General features: G+C 27.3%; 1 pseudogene. It reads right to left on the reverse strand.

Annotated elements, in window-relative coordinates:
* Window positions 1-33: 33 nt before the first annotated feature.
* Window positions 34-249, reverse strand: a pseudogene (locus B0A81_RS04500) (REP-associated tyrosine transposase); the annotation flags it as partial.

Raw genomic sequence — 249 nt, forward strand, 5'->3', positions numbered from 1 at the left:
TCTAAAAGTCTCTGACTTTATTACAAAAATCACTTAATAATGACTATCCCTAAAAACAGATTTTAGATCCAAAACATTTACAATTGGATTATCTGCTTTCTCAATATTTAGCAATCCAGAATCATTAACATAGTTACTTGCACTTGAATAAATATACTCTGACGCTCGATTTACATAACCAGCTCTTACTGGATTTAAATGTATATAATCTAATTTAGTCCACATAAATTTATTAGTGTAAATTTCTTC

The sequence above is a fragment of the Flavobacterium plurextorum genome (genome assembly GCF_002217395.1).
Classification (GTDB): Bacteria; Bacteroidota; Bacteroidia; order Flavobacteriales; family Flavobacteriaceae; genus Flavobacterium; species Flavobacterium plurextorum.